We start from the raw sequence: 15,443 nt of genomic DNA, 5'->3' as shown, positions 1-15,443 counted from the left end.
AACTTCTACGCATAAATTTACTCTCTACTTTTACTCAAAAAAATTTTCAAATCCACTGATACAGTTTTGATAAATAATTCACAATCTTATACGATAGAAGTAAAATGATTAATCTGATTAATATCAACAATAAAATTTAGATTAAAATTACAAAAAAAAAGAACTAAACAATTTAATTCATTGCTTAGTTCTTCGTAATATTCAAGTAAATTTCCTTAAAACGAAACAACTTAATTATAAACCATACCGCCATCAATAATTAAAGCTTGGCCAGTCATATAATCGCTATCTGGTCCTGCTAAGTATGAAACACATGCAGCAACATCTGATGGTTCTGATAAACGTTTCATTGCAATATTTTTCGCAAATTGATCCATACCCCATTCAAAAGGTTTGCCAGCTTCTTTAGCTGTTTGTTCAGCAATTCCATTCATCATAGGTGTTTTAACAATACCAGGACAATATGCATTAACTGTAATTCCTTTTTCAGCTAAATCACGTGCTGCAGTTTGAGTAATACCACGTACTGCAAATTTAGTTGCACCATAAACTGCTAATCCAGGGTTCCCAACTTGTCCTGCTTGACTTGAAGCATTAATAATTTTACCACCATGACCTAATTCGTCGAAAGCTTTAATTGCAGCTTGAATTCCCCAATAAGTGCCTCCAACGTTCACATCAAATACTTTTCTATATGTTTCGTAAGTAATCGATTCAATTGGTGTTTGTGGTCCCAAACCAGCGTTATTTACTATAACATCAAATCCACCTAATTTTTCTTTTGTTTCTGCTACAGCAGCAAAAACTTGATCACGATCAGCAACATCAACTTTGACTGCGATTGCATTCTCACCAATAGATTCAGCAACTTTTTGTGCATTCTCTAAATTGAAATCTGCTACTGAAACTTTAAAGCCATCTTCAGCCAATCGTCTACAAATTGCTTCACCAATCCCTTGTCCTCCACCAGTTACCATAGCTACTTTGCCTTGAACTTTACTCAAAATAAACATCTCCTAAGACTTGATATTTTTTATACAATCTTAGTTTAACTTAAAATCAAAAGATTGTGAATTATTTAACAATCTTTTCGGCTATTATTTTAAAAATTTCTGTAATATTTTATACACATTTCCCTTTTAAATACAAAAAACTAATACATATTATTTGTATTATAAGAAAAGAAGCTTGAAGTTCATTCCTTCAAGCTTCTTTGGATATTAATTATTTGTATATTCTCTTCTAAATTCTTCAGTAAATTCCTCTAACTTAAAGTCTTCTGGTACAAGTTCAGAACGCACAACCAGCACATCACATTTCGCATAACGTACAATGGCTTCTGACACACTTCCCATAATGAAACGTTCTAAGGCATTTATACCGTTAGAGCCACATATTATTAAATCACATTCAATCTTAGGTACAATTTCTTTTGTAATGACTTGTCTTGCTGCACCATGGCCAATTTCTGTACCTACAGATTTCACACCTTGTTTCAGTGCAAGTTCTTTATATCCATTTAACATCTTCTCAGTGTATTTATCTGCATTTTCATGTAAAGATCCTCGATCAGATTCCACATTTGCATATGTTCTGATATCCACAACGTGTGCTAATGTAATAGATGCGTCGTTTCTCTTCGCAATTTCCACACCTTTTTGGAATGCATACTCACTTACCTTTGAACCGTCTACTGGAATTAATATATGTTGATATGTCATTGACAACAGCCCCTCTCTTATCTTCATCTATAGTATATCATCAAAATGAAAACGCTTCATTATTTATGGACTACATATCTAGATTATCAATATATATATTGCGTACTTCTAGTTTCTGATCTTCATTAGGCAAGAAGTACCATAAACTATCTTCCATGATTGTACCTTCACCCTGCAATTGATGTTTCTTCACATTATCTAATGCACCTCTATAAGATAAGCCCAATCCTTTTAAATCATCAAACGACATATCTGTGATAACATTGCCTTCAACATTCTTTAAGATTGAATCTAATTTCGTTACAGATTGAACATTGATTACTTTATGTGCTAAACCTTGTATTGCAATCTGTTGACGTTCTTGACGTCCGAAATCACCACCTGCGCCATCGCCTTTACGTGCTCGAACAAACGCTAACGCTTTATCACCATCTAAATGAACTGTTTCTCCTTTTACAAAGTCAAATCCATTTGCACTAAAGGTCGCGTTACTCTTAACGTCAATCCCACCGACTTCATCAATCATTTCATGCATCCCGTCCATATTCACAGTTGCATAATAATCAATAGGCACATTCATCAATTTCTCAACAGATTGTACTGCCATCTTCGCACCACCGTAAGCATACGCATGTGCGATCTTCTCGTGTGTATTGTTACCAACAATTTCACTATACGTATCACGCGGGATACTTACCATAACCGTCTTGTTCTCTTTAGGATTAATACTCAATAAAATAATTGAATCACTACGTCCTTTATCTCCAGCAGATAAACGGGTAGCATCAGCATCTACACCGAATAAGGCAACACTGATTGCATCTTCATTTTGAATATTCACACTTGCCTTACGTAAATCAGACTTATCTCGCCCTTCAATCTTATGTTGAATATTGTTTGCGGTATCACGCACTTTAAAGTATGCATCGCTTACGTACCAACCGATTCCAATCAACACGATGAGACACAGCAACACAATCCATTTCAGGCAGCCACCCTTTTTCTTTTTACTTCTCCTCATAACTTAGCACCTCACATTTAAAAACATCATACCATTGTATGATTGTCTAACGCTATCATTCATAAGTCGTAGTAACTTATTTCCCAAACAATATTGTCTTCTCCTGTAATCCAATCCCTCTATATCCTGATTCAAGCAATACCTTTATTTGTGTTAAATCACTTATGTCGACTGATATCGTTTCATTAAATGAAGGGGTATTGGTTAAATCTTTCATAAAGATAAAGCGAAGCTTGCGACCATATAAATAATCCATAGCAACAATTTGCATACCTAGATGAAACTTATCTTTTAAACTTGGTGTGTTATCCGGATGAACTGTCGCCATGATGACTTGATAATCCGGTTCAATACACGTAAATAACCAATCTCCTAATTTGCGTTGCAATGATAAACCACGATAATCCGGATCTACAATTGTTATATCTGAATAAATTAATCCCGCTTCTTTAGGATCTGTAATGCCAATATACTTACCTAAATAATCCTTAGTTGGAATATGCATTGTCCGAAACGCCGCAACCTCTCCATCAACAATCGCTAAAGCCATTAAGTTGTCTTTAATATTATGTAGTAATTCACTTGAGGGAACGGGGTCTAATGCCTCTGGATTCGAGAGCACATCAAGTGCGTGTTGTTGTATCGTTTCCACTGCATTAATATCATGTATTGTTGCTTTTCTAAATTGTACGTCTGTCATTTGATATCACGCCTTTCTATATAATATAATGTTCAAATGCTTCAAAAATGCGGTGAAAATTAATTAATATTTTATCTTTCAATCTTGTTCACAAATATAATTTACAAATTCCAATTCAATATAATACGATAATAAACAAAAAGCATACGACAAACAACCGCAAATATTCAGTATTATTTTTACATTATTGAAATATAATAGATAAAATGACCATCATTCAATTTGGTCAATTACATATATTCATTATGTTTAACTGTAATATATCTGCCTCATGCATGATGTAGCATCCAACTTTTTCTATAAATTATTTTAAAGCAATATAGATTTTAAGTACATCATTATATTAAAATAACTTATTACGCTAAACAACAGCAACTAAGTAACGTATCAGATTCTATAGAATAATTAACTATTATCCTCTTATAACAACTTTTTAATGTATGAAAGGACTATTTCGACAAAAAATACTCCCAAAACACGAACAAACAACCTTTTTTTAATCTAAATGTAATAATTTTTAGCTGTTTTTAATTTATTTTTATGATATACTATCCAAGTTGATGTCATGAAATATCTTACGTGTAAACAACAAAATTTTGAGAAACAAAATTTTGTTAACATTTCAGTTAACACACGGTTAAATGTTTTACACCAACCGAAAATATTAAAAGGAATGGGCGAATTTTATGATCGAATTAGAACAATCTTTATTCAAGACGGTAAGCTTAATAGAAGCTAATCTGAACGAGTCATTAAATGAAGCGTACGGCATTTCTTACACGGAATTCTTAATTCTTCACAAACTCTATAAAGATAAAGAGAGTACAATCGCTGAAATACAAAGAGATATTTGTTATAAGATGGATTCAGCTAGTACGAAGACCAAGAAATTACGTGCAATGGGCTTAGTGGCCAAAGAACGCCGTAAAGATGACGAACGCAAGGTATGCACGAAATTAACTGAAGAAGGTAAGCAATTAGTTCAAAACGTAACGTCTAAGTACGACAGTCAATTCGATAAACAGGCTTCAAAGTTTAATCAAAATGATGCACGCACGTTACTTCTTTTAATTGACCGCTACAGAGAAAATATTCATAGCGATTTTCAAATACAAGATTAAAATTAAAGCGTTCGAGAAAAATTTTCTCAAACGCTTATTTTTTATATTATTATAATTCTGCAGGTTGTAGGTTTTGTTTCTCGTAATGCGCTCTTTCTTCCTGAGTCATCTTTACAATCTTAAATCCTGTATAACCATAAATAATAGATATAATCGGCACGATAAAGTTTAATATCGCATATGGTGCATATTCAGCGACACCAACACTTAATGTTCCAGCGATAAATACACCACATGTATTCCAAGGTACAAATACACTTGTCAGTGTACCACTATCCTCTAAACAACGTGATAAATTCTTCGGATGTAAATTCTTATCGATAAACGCGCGCAAGTACATACGACTTGGCACAACAATACTGATATATTGTTCAGAACACGTAGCATTGGTTGCAAAGCAACTGATGATAGTCGCAGCAATTAAGCTTCCTGTTGATTTCGCTACTAATAGAATCTTAGAAATTAAAGCATTTAACATGCCACTAAATTCTAAAATACCGCCGAAAGTCATTGCAACAATGGTCATCGAAATCGTGAAGAACATCGATTCTAATCCACCTTTATTAAATAACTCTCCTACTAATTCATTTTTAGATTCCATCTTGTAACCTTCTTGAAGCGTTGTAATAACCGTCTTCATATCGTCACCTTGAATGAGTTGTTGTGCACCAGCCCCTAATATAATACCGACCACTAATGCAGGCACTGCTGGTACTTTAAATGCGACCAGTACAATTACAATAACAGGAATCAATAATAACCATGGAGAAATGACAAATTGTGCTTCCATCGCTTTAATAATCCCATCAATCTTACCTGTATCCATATGACCACCAGAGAATTGACGCCCTAAGAAATAGTAGGCCACAAGTGCAATCACAATACCAGGTACAGTTGTGTAAAACATGTGCTTAATGTGATCAAATAAATCCGTACCTGTTAAACCAGAAGCTAAGTTTGTTGTATCACTTAGTGGACTCATCTTATCTCCAAAGTAACTCCCTGAAATAACTGCTCCCGCAATCATTCCTGCTGGGATGTCCATACTTAAACCAATCCCCATACCAGCAACACCTACTGTCGCCATAGTAGACCAACTAGATCCAATCGCAAGCGCTACAATACTACAAATTAAACAAATTGTAAGTAAGAACAGCCCCGGTGAAATAAGCTTCAATCCGTAATAAATCATCGTTGCAACGACGCCTCCCCCTATCCAGGCACCGATGACTAAACCGACCAATATAATTATGACAATCGCCGGTAATGCTAACTTAATCCCCTTATACATCATTTCTTCAATCTCATTCCACGTAAATCCGTGTTGGTGTGCAACAATCGCTGCAATTGCTGTACCGATCATTAACGGAATATGTGGTGCTTGTTTTAGTACTACAACGGTAAATAACATACTTGCAATCATAAATACTAGTGGTACGAGTGCCCACCAGACGTTGATTTCCCTTTTTTGTTTAATTGTTTTTTCCATACCCCTTCTTTTCCTCCTAGAATGAAATCGTTTACATTAATATTTTAATGTATTAAAAAGTAAAAAGCTATACAAATTTTCAAAATACTTAAATAATTCAAATTGATAAAAAAAGCTTGAGATATCAAATCTCAAGCTAAATAACTAATACATATTTCTTAAAACTTCTCTACCCGTATAACCATAAAGCGATTCTGCCCCACTATATTCTACTTTCGCAAGATTTGTCTTCGAATTGCCATATAAATTGTAACTATACGTTCTTAAACCATGTACACGATTTTTCGTATCCATTAGCGGAGAACCTGAAGCACCTGCTCGGAAAGTATCCTTCATGATAAATTCAGTTTGATTAGCAGAGCGCATAATAAATACCGCGCGGTTAAAGTAACGTCGCTCATAACCTTGACCATCATAAGGATAACCCACTGAATACATACGTTGCCCTTGTTTCAACTGACTAATTTGATAATCTGTTGCAAGCGTTAAAGGTTTAGCATATCTTGTCAGACGAGATTTAGTATGGACAACTGCTACATCACTATAAGGGATTTTCACAATATCTTTTACTTTAAATCTATAAGGTATATCATCGCCATTACGATTCAATTCAAACGTAACAAATTTAGGTTCTGTTGCTTTACCATGTTCATCATCAATTACATGTGCATTAGTTAAGAAAGTATAATCATCTACGACAAACCCAGTACCCATCGCTTCATATTTAGGACCAGCCCAGCCATTCTTATTAGAAACTCGACCAATCCCTTTATACTTTGAATAACCGTTAGAAATAGGCTCCATCTTTGTCGCACTTGACGGGTAACGCTTTGCTATTGGATATGCAACTTTCGTATTTTCACTGCGCATCCCATCATAGAAGTAATCTGCTTCCATTGCTTGTGCAGTTGCAGATGATGCAAATAATATAACTACAGATGATAGTATTAATTTTCTCATAATGATCAGACTCACTTTCGTGTATTTTATAACTTTAAGTTAGATTTAACCAGGATTGGAGCGTTCGTGTGGATAAACGTACCACCATTCAGTAGTAAGACACCAATTTCACAACATATTAAAAGTAAATTCATCATTACTTATTCAAAGTACTTCTCTAAAACACGATTGACTGAACGTGGATGATCCACTATTCTTTCTTCTGAGTCTAACCGTATCCTTAGCAAACTACCAATCTGTTTGAAGAAGTTCTAAGTTCAACTTTTATTATACCGAATTAATATGTAGGATAACCTCACTAAATGTATTATCTCAAAAAATTATTACATAGGTTATAACATTTAGTAAAACTATGTAAATTTTTAAATATTATATCGTTATAGCTTGCTCGAAATTGGTGTATAATTTCAATATTTGTGTCAATTTGTTATAATAATTTCAATACCACATATATTTATAAGGGGGAATTTATATGTATAAAAAGGGATTGATGGGCTTATTTTCTTTAGTATTATTAGTTGGGTGTACAGACGATAATGGAGAGAATGCAGTAAATGAATATCAAAAGACGAATGACATTTCAGTATCTAACTTAGATTTATCTAACGAGAAAAACAAGGTGATTGCTGAAGGTTCAAAGTTGATGACTGAAACAAATGTTGAATTGCCTAAAAATGTAGGGAATAAACTTTCATGTGCAAGTTGTCATGCCGGAGCTGGAACGGGTGATGCGTTAACACTTGTAGGGGTTGCTAATACATTCCCACAATACAGAGATCGTGAAGGACGCAAAGTAACATTGGAAGAACGCGTTAATGGTTGCTTTGAAAGAAGTATGAATGGTAAACCTTTAAAAGAAGACAGTAAAGATATGAAAGCAATCATCGCATACCTAGAGTATATTAGTCCAAAATCAAAACAGCCAAAAGTAAAACGTTCAGATGGTGTAAAAAATATTCCTGTGCCAAATGTAAAAAGAGGTGAAGCCACTTTTGCCCGTGAAAATTGCTTAAAGTGCCACGGAAATTCTTCAGACTCGGCTCCAGTAGCTGGGCCAGCATTATGGGGTGACGGTTCATTTAACGATGGAGCAGGCTTAAGTCGCTTTAGTAAGATGTATGATTTCATATATCACTATATGCCATTTGATAATCCAGGTTCATTAACTGATCAAGAAGCATCAGACATTGCAGCATATGTCTTATCGAATGATCGACCAAAATTTGTTGATAAACAAAACAGAACTTTCTATCCTCATGGTGGTAAACCAGATGATAAAATTAGCGAGAAAGAACGTGAATTAATAAAAAAAGGTATATATAAGTGGGATAAATTAGAAAGTGTGCAGTCTAAAGACTAACCATCTTTAATTCTATTGAACTTCCTTATTTTAAACCCCTCACCAGAACGCATGACAATGCGTGTTCTAGTGAGGGGTTTAAAATATTATTGATTTCTAAATTATACTATCTATACCTACAATAAAACTCATACTTCAAAAAGTTCTAAAAATGTTTGCAAAATCAAGTATATATTCAAGATACATAATACAACTGTGGTTATCCATGCAATGATATTCGTCCTACGCGTATTGATGAAATCATTCCCCATAATCTGCTCATCATTTGTTGCCAGTATTAGAGGGATAATGCTCAAAGGTAAGGCAACACTTAAGAACACTTGAGTAAAAATAAGCATCTCCTCAACCTTTTGAGTACTCGATCCATAAATATATAGACAGACAAAGACAGGAATAACAGCGATCAAACGTCTTATCCAAGGACGTATCTTCAAGTGAATAAAGCCGCACCCAGAATTAATAGTAAACAATTAACAATAAAAGCAATGATTAATTATATACATGAGGTAACACAATCAGCATTGTGTTACTTTAATATTCCGATTAAACTATTCTTAATAAAGAATATAAACTAAAAGTCCTTATCCACTGTAGATATGGACTTTTAGTTTTAGAATGATTCAATGATTATCATAATTAAGAAGATAGTGGCTATTAGAGCAAAACTAAAGATATTGTATTTATCTCTCGAAATAAACCTTTTAACTATTTCAGATAAGATAAATTGAGTACTAAATGTACCTATAAATAATAATAACATCGCTAATAATCCATTGATGAAACTAGCTTCTGCTCCGAAATCATTGATGATAAAGGTAGCAATAAAGCAAATTGTTATTAAAAATGTACTGTAAATAACAAATAATACTGGTATATTCATTTTAGAAATTATTTTAGAAATTTTAGAGTCATTTATCTCTTCAATTAGTAAGTAACTAATCGCTGATAGCAATAAGAATTCTATAAATAATATTCTTGTCAGATTACTAATTAATTCATATTTAATATCTAGGTAAATGATGATAGTTGAAATACAAAATAATAGTAATATTAATGATTTTCGCCACATATAAAGCACAACTTCCTTACTTTTTGATATAAATTATATTTAGAATAAAAATTTTACATATATTTCATTTCCTAAATTTTATTTACATCTCTCACTATAGCACTTTATAACTTATTTTTAATATTTCATATCAAATTTAAGGTAAATTTAAGGTTGTCTACTAATATTTTATAGATGAATCATATATACACTTTTTATTTATCGCCTACGAAGTTACACAATGGTCGTTATGTTATAATTATCTTGTAAAATAGTAATTAAGAAGGATACAGATGAAAATAAAAACATTTACATTAACTTACCCAAATAAAACTTTTAAACCTGATTCTATTGAAGAACTAGTTGAGCATTTTGATAAACAAGTAAATGATTTCACAAAAGATAAAGAAGTTATCTCTGTAAATTCTCAAGTAAACGGACTTGTATCAGGATTTCAATATTTTGTTACCGTTGTTTTTAAATAAATTAATTTCTATAAAAAGAACTAATCAATTTATTAAGTATATTACTTAGGCCTTCTTTTTTTAACACAAAACTATAGTATTTTATATTATTACTCCTTTATATATTTATCACTTTATTCAATAAGTAAATTTACATCATAATCATTGACCTTTTTTGACTAATGTGATATAAATATAACTGTAAGGTATATCATTAGTTTAGGAGGTGATTATATGACATTAAATCTTAATCGAATTAATGGACAACATAATTCACAATCTCACAAACGGTGGTGTCTTTAAATCTTCAATGAACAATAACTTAACCTTAGTTGAATTCGAAACACATGACAGTTGGGATAAGTACATCAAATCTTTAGAACTTATTAAATCAATTAATTTAAAAGCAAATTAAAAAATTACAAGGAGTGGTTTTCTATGGCTTATGAATTAGATCGTTTTAATAACAGTTTATTAGATATGACACCAAGCTCATTGTTTAGAGATTTCAGCAAACAATTCTTTAATAACTTACCAGACATGCAAAACATGAAAACTGATATTGAAGAAAAAGATGATCGATATGAAATGACAGTGGAGTTACCTGGTTACACTAAAGATTCACTTGATATTTCATATAATAATGGATATTTGACAATCAAAGCAGAAAACAATATCGTGAATGAATCAAAAGATGAAGAAGGTAAGATGATTCAGAAAGAAAGATCATATAGCAATATGCAACGTATGTATGCATTAAGTAATGTCGATAGTGATAATATTCAGGCATCATTCAAAGATGGTGTTTTGAGAATGACATTACCTAAAATTGAAAAGACTGTTAAGAAGTCTATTGAAATTAAAGAAGGATAATTTGTAATGGAAATTTACTAGTTAAAAAAGACACAAATAGAGCAGAGAACATATAACTAAGTTCTCTGCTCTATTCATTTTATAATTTAACTAATTATTGCTTGGGTAATAATCTTCTATATTGAAACTCACTTTTTTAAAAAAAAATACTTAATTTGATTAAGTAATTGGTTAATATCTTTCTATTTTAAATACACTCACTAGTCTTATCTATATACTGATTTACATATTGAATCTTTCATATCTATATGATTATTCTCAACATAATGTTGCATCTTTTTATCATAGGTTAAATTACCATATAATTTATTAAATACAGATACTCTGCTTAACACCGGAAGAACTAGCTTTGGTACTGGTATAGCATAACTTTTACTATTATTTAATTCACGAATTGTTCTAATCACTTCATTCGTTCTAAAACTTTCTCTATTAGTAGGATAGAATATCCCTTTTTCGTTACCTTCTATTATTACAAGAACATAATTAAGCAAATTATCAATATAAATCGCACTTCTATCATTATCAATGTTCAAATAAAATGGAACTTTTTCAGCATATTTCTTTAATTTTTCAAAGTTACCTGGTGAATTTGGTCCATAGACCATTGGTGGTCTAACAATACTAACAATAAATTTATCATCCATAATTGATTCTAAATACTCATCAGCCTTTAACTTTGACATACCATATTCAGTTGTAGGTTTTAATTCTGTATTTAAATCGATATTCTCTGGTTTTCCAAGTTTACCTTCCAGCCCAAACACAGCCATCGTACTGAAGAATATAAATTGATTTACCCCTTCAGACTTTGCTTTATCTGCAAGTTCTTTGGTTAGTTTATAGTTTACATCCATGAATCGCTTCATATCTGCTTTAGGTTCGTTATTATGTACCAATGCAGCCAAATGAATTAAAATATCATATTTACTAAAATCAGCATCTTTCCATTCATCATTTCTGACACTTAATCGGTCAACGGTGTAAGACTTCTCCAATAAATATTTATTTAATGCACTCCCAACGTAACCATTTGATCCTGTTATTAAAACATGCTTTCCCATATTATTCTCCCCTAACATTAAATTAATGCGGCTGAAAATTTACCTTCGAGCAACCCACTTCAACAGTTGAATAATCTTCTAATAATATATTACTGTATAAAGTGCTTGATGTATTAATCAAACAAAAATCTCCAATGACGCAATTATGCTCCACAGTCGCATTTGTATTAATAATACTAAAGTCACTAATCTTTACGTTAGCATTCACAATTGAGTTAATACCAATATAATTACCATAGCCCATCAAGACTGATGGACTTACACTAGACTTAAGAGAAATAATGTTTATAAATCTATCTTTCGGAAGTCCTAGTTCGTTAAATATCTTTTGACGGACTTTATTATTACCAATACAAATGAAATAAAAAACTTCTTCATTTACCAGTGTTAAATCATACATCGATAAATAATATAAACCAGAATTTATATAACTTGATTTAATATTACCATCCATATATCCAACAACTTTATGCCCTTGAGCAATTAATTCTTCTTCTATAACGTAAGAGAATCCGCCTCTACCAATAAGAATTACTTCCATCAAATCACCTCAAACTAATGCTTTACACCATCTGACTTAAATACTTTCATTATCGTTAAGAATATTATTTTCATATCAAACATAAAGGAATGATTTTTCACATAATATTCATCAAATTTCACTTTTTCATCATCATCTAAATCATCTCGTCCCATTACTTGAGCATACCCAGTTAAACCCGGTCTAACATTATGTATATTTTTAGCTGTTCTTTTTTCAATTAATTCATACTGATTGTAAAGAGCTGGACGAGGTCCAACGACTGACATATCACCTTTAATAATATTAACTAACTGAGGCAATTCATCTATAGATGTTTTGCGAATAAACTTACCTGATTTCGTAACATAACTAGAACCACTCTCTAATTTATCTGTTGCAACATCAGGAGTATCCACTCTCATCGATCTAAATTTATAAATATGAAAAATCTTGTTATTCAAACCTGGTCGTTTTTGTTTAAACAATATAGGTCCTGGTGAATCTATTTTAATAATAATTGCAGTAGCAATAAATATAGGGAAAAATATTATAAATGCTACTGTCGACGAAATAATATCAAATGCTCTTTTCATACTTTCACATCCTATTTGAATAACTCTACATATTTGTTGGTTAAAATCTCTCTCGTATAGTGCGTTTTATATAATTTATATGCATTCATACCTTTTTCGAATAACGCCTCTTTTGAGACATCGTTAACATACTGATATAATTTTTGAGCATCTTTATTTTTCACATGAATACCAGCATCGTATTCAATAATCTGTTTTACGATATCAGCATTTTTATCTAATATTGCTATTAATGGTTTTTGAGCTGCTAAGTAACCATATATTTTACTTGGAACACCTAAACCCTTACCTTCTTCAACGAGAGAAACCAAACAGATGTCCGCCATAACTAAAACGTCTGAATAATCTGTACCCGTTAAGAAATCAAATACTTTTACATTAGAAATATTATTTTCTTCGATAAATAATTTTACTTCATTTTGTTTTTTACCATGCCCTGATAATATTGTAAGAACTTCTTGGTTATCTTTATTTAATAAAAGATAATCCATAATAGTTTTCATATCTTGAAGTTGACCCATGTTCCCACTATATAAAACTATTTTTTTATAGTGATCTCTCAATATTTTAAACTCTTCATTTACGATTTCATTATGTTCTATTTTCTGTTCGTCGTACCAATTTGGAATTACAGTTATTTTTTCGGGATTATTAGAAATATTGTTTTTAATCAGATAATCCTTCATTTCATTTCCTAAGACAATTACGTTAGTAGCATTCTTATATACATGCTTGTTGATATACTTCATTAATTTATCAATTATACTACCTGGTTTTGTTGCACCTGTCTTGATCGCATTATCAGGTGCAATATCATAAACAACAAATGAGTATTTCTTTTTTGTTATTCTGTGAATGATATCAGGGATTAATGGTAATATTGGTGGATTTGAATAAACAATAATATGATTATACTTAAGCATTTTTGGCATGCTTAATCCAAAAGAAACGAATAAAGAAAAGAAGTTAATAATACGGCCAATTTTTGATTTATTATTGAATTCAGTATAATTCAATCTTCTAATATTAATACCTCGGTATTCTTCTGCTTTACTTATATTTTTTTCCTTTGAATACTCTTTCGGCATTCCACAAAATACATCAACTTTATGACCAGCTTTAACTAAATCTTCCGCTAATTGCGAAGGTAGTGTAGCGGAAGATACATATTCGGGATAAAAATATTGACATAAAATTAAGATTTTCCTCATAACAATACCTATATACTTTCTATAAATTCCATATAAATTGATTTTCCGTTAATTTATTTTTATCAATAATACCTTTTAAATCAAAGATCAAGCTAGATTCTGAAACTTTTTTATAAATATCTAATTTACTTTTATAATCACTATGTGATACAGCTATTATTGAAACTTCAGAGGTTTCAAGCTCATCGAATTCAACTAAATCTATATTGTATAACTTCTTTGCCTCTTCTTTACTAGCCATGGGATCATTTACACTAATTTTTAAGCCATAATCTTTCAACTCTTTAATTATTTCAATAACCTTTGTATTTCTTAAATCTGGACAATCCTCTTTGAAAGTTATTCCAAAGATATTGATATAAATCTTATTAGTATTAATTCCTTTTTTAATAATTTCTTTAACAACTTTTTCAGATACATACTTGCCCATATTATCGTTAATCCTTCTTCCCGAAAGAATAACTTCTGGAAAATAACCTAACTCCTGTGCTTTGTAAGTTAAATAATATGGATCTACACCAATACAATGACCTCCAACTAAACCAGGATGAAAGTTTAGAAAATTCCATTTTGTTTTAGATGCTTCTAACACATCTAATGTGTTTATTCCTGCTTTATCAAAAATAATGGATAATTCATTCATTAATGCTATATTTACGTCTCTTTGTGTATTTTCAATAACTTTTGCTGCTTCTGCAACCTCAATTGATGTCGCTTTATGTATCCCTGCTTTTACAACACTACCATACACTTCAGCAACAATATTTAAAGTTGATTCATCTTGTCCACTCACAACTTTCGTTATATTTTCAAAGGTATGTATTTTGTCACCTGGATTAATTCTTTCGGGTGAATATCCCACAGTAAATTCAGTTCCATTTTTAAGATTTGAATATTCCTCTAGTATAGGAACACATTCTTCCATAGTTGCTCCCGGATAAACAGTAGACTCGTAAACAACTATCATACCTTTATTTAGAATTGATCCAACCGTTTTACTCGCATTTAATAATGGAGATAAATCTGGTTGATTGTTTTTATTTACTGGAGTTGGGACTGCTACAATAATGAAATCGGCCTCTTTAAGATCCTCTTTATTAGAAGTAAACTCTATATTACTGTCTATTAAATCTTTTTCAGAAACTTCTAGAGTATGATCGAAATTATTTTTAAGTTCTAATATCCTTTTCTCGTTTATATCGAAACCAATTACTCTACTATTTTTCCCGAATGCTACTGCTACTGGGAGACCTACATATCCTAATCCTACGACTGCTATATTTCTATTCATTAAT

At 31.5% G+C, this 15,443-nt stretch carries 17 protein-coding genes; 4 read left to right on the top strand and 13 right to left on the bottom strand.

Annotation, left to right across the window (positions count from 1 at the left end; all coding sequences use genetic code 11):
* Positions 1-230 precede the first annotated feature (230 nt).
* From ACMGE9_RS07835 to ACMGE9_RS07820, 4 genes are all read right to left on the bottom strand, one after another.
* Positions 231-1,013: a (S)-acetoin forming diacetyl reductase gene (locus tag ACMGE9_RS07835; protein WP_414042250.1), complete on the bottom strand. Its 783-nt coding sequence runs from the start codon at positions 1,011-1,013 to the stop codon at positions 231-233.
* A 207-nt stretch (positions 1,014-1,220) separates the two neighbouring features.
* Positions 1,221-1,721: a universal stress protein gene (locus tag ACMGE9_RS07830; RefSeq protein WP_414042249.1), complete on the bottom strand. Its 501-nt coding sequence runs from the start codon at positions 1,719-1,721 to the stop codon at positions 1,221-1,223.
* A 70-nt stretch (positions 1,722-1,791) separates the two neighbouring features.
* Complete coding sequence (locus ACMGE9_RS07825) at positions 1,792-2,742, bottom strand: LCP family protein (protein WP_414042248.1); 951 nt, start codon at positions 2,740-2,742, stop codon at positions 1,792-1,794.
* 76 nt (positions 2,743-2,818) lie between these two features.
* Positions 2,819-3,442: an N-acetyltransferase family protein gene (locus ACMGE9_RS07820; RefSeq protein ID WP_414042247.1), complete on the bottom strand. Its 624-nt coding sequence runs from the start codon at positions 3,440-3,442 to the stop codon at positions 2,819-2,821.
* A 686-nt stretch (positions 3,443-4,128) separates the two neighbouring features.
* On the opposite strand from ACMGE9_RS07820, the gene ACMGE9_RS07815 reads away from it, so the two are divergent.
* Positions 4,129-4,563 (top strand): MarR family winged helix-turn-helix transcriptional regulator, encoded by a 435-nt coding sequence (locus ACMGE9_RS07815; protein ID WP_414042246.1) that lies wholly within the window; start codon positions 4,129-4,131, stop codon positions 4,561-4,563.
* 49 nt (positions 4,564-4,612) lie between these two features.
* On the opposite strand, the gene nhaC is transcribed toward ACMGE9_RS07815, so the two are convergent.
* Both nhaC and ACMGE9_RS07805 read right to left on the bottom strand, forming a co-directional pair.
* Positions 4,613-6,052, bottom strand: a complete 1,440-nt coding sequence (gene nhaC / locus ACMGE9_RS07810) for a Na+/H+ antiporter NhaC (RefSeq protein ID WP_414042245.1) — start codon at positions 6,050-6,052, stop codon at positions 4,613-4,615.
* A 144-nt stretch (positions 6,053-6,196) separates the two neighbouring features.
* Positions 6,197-7,012, bottom strand: a complete 816-nt coding sequence (locus tag ACMGE9_RS07805) for a trypsin-like serine peptidase (protein WP_414042244.1) — start codon at positions 7,010-7,012, stop codon at positions 6,197-6,199.
* Between the two features lie 472 nt (positions 7,013-7,484).
* On the opposite strand from ACMGE9_RS07805, the gene ACMGE9_RS07800 reads away from it, so the two are divergent.
* Positions 7,485-8,372, top strand: a complete 888-nt coding sequence (locus tag ACMGE9_RS07800) for a c-type cytochrome (protein WP_414042243.1) — start codon at positions 7,485-7,487, stop codon at positions 8,370-8,372.
* A 128-nt stretch (positions 8,373-8,500) separates the two neighbouring features.
* On the opposite strand, the gene ACMGE9_RS07795 is transcribed toward ACMGE9_RS07800, so the two are convergent.
* Positions 8,501-8,779, bottom strand: coding sequence for a divalent metal cation transporter (locus ACMGE9_RS07795; protein ID WP_414042242.1), 279 nt, complete (start codon positions 8,777-8,779; stop codon positions 8,501-8,503).
* Positions 8,780-8,982: 203 nt separating this feature from the next.
* Positions 8,983-9,441, bottom strand: a complete 459-nt coding sequence (locus ACMGE9_RS07790) for a hypothetical protein (protein ID WP_414042241.1) — start codon at positions 9,439-9,441, stop codon at positions 8,983-8,985.
* A gap of 272 nt (positions 9,442-9,713) precedes the next feature.
* On the opposite strand from ACMGE9_RS07790, the gene ACMGE9_RS07785 reads away from it, so the two are divergent.
* Positions 9,714-9,905 carry a hypothetical protein gene (locus tag ACMGE9_RS07785; RefSeq protein WP_414042240.1) on the top strand — a complete coding sequence of 64 codons (192 nt, stop codon included), beginning with the start codon at positions 9,714-9,716 and terminating at the stop codon, positions 9,903-9,905.
* A 417-nt stretch (positions 9,906-10,322) separates the two neighbouring features.
* Positions 10,323-10,757: an Hsp20/alpha crystallin family protein gene (locus tag ACMGE9_RS07780; RefSeq protein ID WP_414042239.1), complete on the top strand. Its 435-nt coding sequence runs from the start codon at positions 10,323-10,325 to the stop codon at positions 10,755-10,757.
* Between the two features lie 206 nt (positions 10,758-10,963).
* Here the strand turns inward: ACMGE9_RS07780 and ACMGE9_RS07775 are convergent, their stop codons facing one another.
* From ACMGE9_RS07775 to ACMGE9_RS07755, 5 genes are read right to left on the bottom strand one after another with little or no spacing between them, the layout of a single operon-like run.
* Positions 10,964-11,821, bottom strand: coding sequence for an NAD-dependent epimerase/dehydratase family protein (locus tag ACMGE9_RS07775; RefSeq protein ID WP_414042238.1), 858 nt, complete (start codon positions 11,819-11,821; stop codon positions 10,964-10,966).
* 22 nt (positions 11,822-11,843) lie between these two features.
* A complete protein-coding gene (locus ACMGE9_RS07770; RefSeq protein ID WP_414042237.1) occupies positions 11,844-12,362 on the bottom strand; it encodes a hypothetical protein in 519 nt (172 codons plus the stop codon).
* Between the two features lie 14 nt (positions 12,363-12,376).
* Positions 12,377-12,937 (bottom strand): sugar transferase, encoded by a 561-nt coding sequence (locus ACMGE9_RS07765; RefSeq protein ID WP_414042236.1) that lies wholly within the window; start codon positions 12,935-12,937, stop codon positions 12,377-12,379.
* Positions 12,938-12,948: 11 nt separating this feature from the next.
* Positions 12,949-14,154, bottom strand: a complete 1,206-nt coding sequence (locus ACMGE9_RS07760; RefSeq protein WP_414044474.1) for a glycosyltransferase family 4 protein — start codon at positions 14,152-14,154, stop codon at positions 12,949-12,951.
* Between the two features lie 13 nt (positions 14,155-14,167).
* Positions 14,168-15,439, bottom strand: a complete 1,272-nt coding sequence (locus tag ACMGE9_RS07755; protein WP_414042235.1) for a nucleotide sugar dehydrogenase — start codon at positions 15,437-15,439, stop codon at positions 14,168-14,170.
* Positions 15,440-15,443 lie beyond the last annotated feature (4 nt).

Source organism: Macrococcus animalis, assembly GCF_047425875.1.
In the GTDB taxonomy this organism is placed as follows: domain Bacteria; phylum Bacillota; class Bacilli; order Staphylococcales; family Staphylococcaceae; genus Macrococcoides; species Macrococcoides animalis.
The sequence above is the reverse complement of the archived record's forward strand: the minus strand, read 5'-3'. Positions and strand labels throughout refer to the sequence as shown.

Excerpts from the sequence above, each read along its gene's own strand:
- ACMGE9_RS07835 (WP_414042250.1), bottom strand. The coding sequence starts at position 1,013 with ATGTTTATTTTGAGTAAAGTTCAAGGCAAAGTAGCTATGGTAACTGGT.
- ACMGE9_RS07830 (WP_414042249.1), bottom strand. The coding sequence starts at position 1,721 with ATGACATATCAACATATATTAATTCCAGTAGACGGTTCAAAGGTAAGT.
- ACMGE9_RS07825 (WP_414042248.1), bottom strand. The coding sequence starts at position 2,742 with ATGAGGAGAAGTAAAAAGAAAAAGGGTGGCTGCCTGAAATGGATTGTG.
- ACMGE9_RS07820 (WP_414042247.1), bottom strand. The coding sequence starts at position 3,442 with ATGACAGACGTACAATTTAGAAAAGCAACAATACATGATATTAATGCA.
- ACMGE9_RS07815 (WP_414042246.1), top strand. The coding sequence starts at position 4,129 with ATGATCGAATTAGAACAATCTTTATTCAAGACGGTAAGCTTAATAGAA.
- nhaC (WP_414042245.1), bottom strand. The coding sequence starts at position 6,052 with ATGGAAAAAACAATTAAACAAAAAAGGGAAATCAACGTCTGGTGGGCA.
- ACMGE9_RS07805 (WP_414042244.1), bottom strand. The coding sequence starts at position 7,012 with ATGAGAAAATTAATACTATCATCTGTAGTTATATTATTTGCATCATCT.
- ACMGE9_RS07800 (WP_414042243.1), top strand. The coding sequence starts at position 7,485 with ATGTATAAAAAGGGATTGATGGGCTTATTTTCTTTAGTATTATTAGTT.
- ACMGE9_RS07790 (WP_414042241.1), bottom strand. The coding sequence starts at position 9,441 with ATGTGGCGAAAATCATTAATATTACTATTATTTTGTATTTCAACTATC.
- ACMGE9_RS07785 (WP_414042240.1), top strand. The coding sequence starts at position 9,714 with ATGAAAATAAAAACATTTACATTAACTTACCCAAATAAAACTTTTAAA.
- ACMGE9_RS07780 (WP_414042239.1), top strand. The coding sequence starts at position 10,323 with ATGGCTTATGAATTAGATCGTTTTAATAACAGTTTATTAGATATGACA.
- ACMGE9_RS07775 (WP_414042238.1), bottom strand. The coding sequence starts at position 11,821 with ATGGGAAAGCATGTTTTAATAACAGGATCAAATGGTTACGTTGGGAGT.
- ACMGE9_RS07770 (WP_414042237.1), bottom strand. The coding sequence starts at position 12,362 with ATGGAAGTAATTCTTATTGGTAGAGGCGGATTCTCTTACGTTATAGAA.
- ACMGE9_RS07765 (WP_414042236.1), bottom strand. The coding sequence starts at position 12,937 with ATGAAAAGAGCATTTGATATTATTTCGTCGACAGTAGCATTTATAATA.
- ACMGE9_RS07755 (WP_414042235.1), bottom strand. The coding sequence starts at position 15,439 with ATGAATAGAAATATAGCAGTCGTAGGATTAGGATATGTAGGTCTCCCA.